This is a genomic window from Kaarinaea lacus (assembly GCF_975902315.1).
Genome location: NZ_CDLKIE010000002.1, coordinates 1 through 3,168 on the forward strand (window position 1 = coordinate 1; position 3,168 = coordinate 3,168).

Sequence of the window (3,168 nt, forward strand, 5' to 3'; positions counted from 1 at the left end):
CGGCTGAGCCAATATCTGATGCACTTCAGCAGCATGTCGACAAATGGGAACGCTTTTTAAACGGGACTTCGAACAAAGAAAAACTCATGTCCCGCTACTTATATGAACATTTATTCCTGGGACATTTATATTTTAGTGATGTGCCGAATTTTGAATATTTCATGCTGGTACGTTCCAAAACACCACCGGGTGAACCAATAGAAGTCATAGCCACGGTCAGGCCCTATGATAGCCCAGGGACTGGACCGTTTTATTACCGGCTCAAACATTATGATCGTACCATAGTCGAGAAAACTCACTTGCCTTATGCATTAAATGATGTACGTATGGCGCGCTACAATGAATTGTTTTTAGTGCCTGACTACGAAGTCAACCAGTTGCCATCGTATGATGCAATTCCATCTTCCAATCCCTTTAAAACATTTGCGGTAGTTCCGCCAAAAAGCCGTTACCAATTCATGTTAGATGAAGCCCACTTTTTTATCGGTGGTTTTATAAAAGGCCCTGTCTGTCGTGGTTCTATTGCGCTAAGTGTTATCGATGATCATTTCTGGGTGATGTTTCAAGATCCGGATAGAGTCCTTTTAAGTGGTGATGGTGAATTTCTGGCGCGCGTCAGTGATGATTTGAGAATGCCTTCAGAGCTGGAGGATAACGCAAAATTATGGTCGGTTTGGAAAACCTATAAAAAGGATTCCCAAAAGTATATCACTGAAAAAGTGAAATATCTGCAAAAGCATTATCCTGGTGAAACGGGTTTTAAAATTGAGCATATTTGGGATGGAGACGGGGTAAATACAAATGCTGCACTAACAGTCTATCGCCATTATGACAGTGCTACAGTTCTGAAAGGTTTCGTGGGTGAGGTGCCCAAGACCGGCTGGGTTATGGATTATCCCATCTTTGAACGCATACATTATTTACTGGTTGCCGGATTCAACGTGTATGGTACTGCAGGACATCAATTGTCGACTCGATTATATATGGATTTTTTGCGTATCGAATCCGAGTTAATGTTTCTGGCATTCCTGCCAGTTGAAAAGCGTTATGAAATCCATAAACAGTGGTACCGTGGTACCAAGGAAACAGAAAAACTGGTTAAGGCGCTGCAAGAACTTCAGGCCCAACGAGAACCGGATATCGAATATAAAACTGATGATGTTAAAACGGAGTTATTTGAGAAAGCCAGTTTACATATGGGTGATGCACAGCCAGTTGTGGATTACATTAACCTGTGTGGACAGTATCCTGCTCGCTGTGATGAGTACGGCCTGGAAGAAAAAGCCAGCAGGGTACAAAAAGAGTTACGCAAGTTAAGCGATATTGAGGGGGAGCACACCGACGCATTTCCTGATACTGCATTTCTACGCATTATTATAGATGGCAGCGTGGAAAGGGATGTGGTGTACACAATAGTCCGTAATAAATCCTATTTAAATACCACTTCGCTTACTGCGGGGGAAAAAACCAGGATTAAATCAGAAGATACTATTGATATTGTAGTGGGATTTGTTGGGGCTTACCCTAATTTCTTTTTTGAAATTAAATACGAAGAGCTGGATAAATTTATCGAACTGTATGCGGAGATAGATAGTTACGAAAAATACAATGCCCTGGTAGAAGCGTATGGCGTGCGGCGGACCAACCCCAAATTCTGGGAAACGTCGGACTGGTTTTATGAAAAGTTTAAGCATGATTATCCACGCTACGCCGGTGTGTTTGATTTGAATCGTTATCAGAATCGTTAATATAAATGGGCATTGTTTTGTGTGATGATGCGAGTTATAAAATTTCTTCCTGGGCTTACTGCCGCAGTATGTGCGTATTTGGTAGTTAAGTTTTTGTTCTTCTGGAATAACTCCTTTTCGGTAGAATTTATGGGATTTATTCTGATATTTACTATTATTTATTTCATCGTCGATGCCGCATTGCGCCAATACGGCACAAACGAATCTTGAATTCTGACTGGTCACATCCTCAGATCCCTGAATCGTGATCCACTTCGTATTAGTATAATATTTGTACAGTGACTTGTATCAATAATTTGCAAAATTAACGAATGCCTTTCGATTATTGTGCTTAATATATGTGGCAGTGCTTGTATAATCGAATGAGTCGTTTATTAGACACTGTGGTTGTACAAACATTTAGGGGAGCATTAATGAAGCGTTTTACTACTAGTTTTCTGTTAGTTTTTTTCATTTCAGGCTGTGCCAGCAACGGGGCAAATGTTGACTTTGATACAGCCTTTGATTTCAGCACTATTAAATCCTTCGCCTGGTCTGAATCCACTGATGAGGCGACTACCAAATCCATCACCGCGACACCGCTGGTTCATCAAAGGGTGCGGGAATCTATACAAGCAAATCTACAGAGCAAAGGTTTGCAAAGTGTTGATGCGACAAGTGCAGATGCGCTGGTAACCTATCATCTTTCCGTGGCGGTGACAGGGCATACCAGTAGTAGTGTATCCGTTGGAATTGGCAGATCCAGAGGAGGGGGAAGCACCCGATCATCAATCGGCATATCGGGGAGTGTTCCTGTAGGTGGGCGTACCGTGCAGGAAGGAACCATGGTGATTGCACTGATCGATGCAAAAACAAATTCAGTTATCTGGCAGGGTTCCAGTTCGCGACAGTTGTCCCGGAGTTCATCTCCTGAACGCCAACAGGCTTTGGTGAATGAAGTGGTGAATGAGATACTGGCAAACTTTCCGCCGAAGAAGAAATAGGTATCGTAGTTGTGAGACTGCTTCGTCCTTTCAGTCCAAAGTTTATACTCAAAGGGCACAAGTGCCCGTAGGGTGTAATGACAATGCAAACGGAACGACCGTGTCATTGCGAGCCTTGCGAAAGCAAGGCGTGGCAATCTCGGTTCTAAGCTAAGAATAGATTGCTTCGTCGCCGAATAATCCGGCTCCTCGCAATGACATGGGGAAACGAAATTCAACTGTCATCGCGAGTCTTGCGAAAGTGATACGCAGCAATCTCTGGTCTAATTTAAAGGTGTGGCGATGTTAAGGCAGGCGTATTTTATTTTACTGGTTTTGTTGCTTTATGCCTGCGCCGGTGACAGGGCTAACGTTGATTATGATGCCACAGCAAATTTTACTGCTTATAAAACCTATGCCTGGTCAGAAAAGACAGACGAAGCAACCACTAAATCGCA

Annotated in this window: 2 protein-coding genes; both read left to right on the forward strand. The window is 42.9% G+C overall.

Features of this window, described 5'->3' with window-relative positions; all coding sequences use genetic code 11:
- Nucleotides 1–1,748 (forward strand): fatty acid cis/trans isomerase (locus ACWVCM_RS00025; RefSeq protein ID WP_455199639.1); only part of this gene is annotated, 1,748 nt, incomplete at its 5' end.
- 413 nt (nucleotides 1,749–2,161) lie between these two features.
- Complete coding sequence (locus ACWVCM_RS00030; RefSeq protein ID WP_455199640.1) at nucleotides 2,162–2,731, forward strand: DUF4136 domain-containing protein; 570 nt, start codon at nucleotides 2,162–2,164, stop codon at nucleotides 2,729–2,731.
- Nucleotides 2,732–3,168: the final 437 nt, after the last annotated feature.

Coding starts and splice junctions, on each gene's coding strand:
- ACWVCM_RS00030 (WP_455199640.1), top strand. CDS start 2,162: ATGAAGCGTTTTACTACTAGTTTTCTGTTAGTTTTTTTCATTTCAGGC.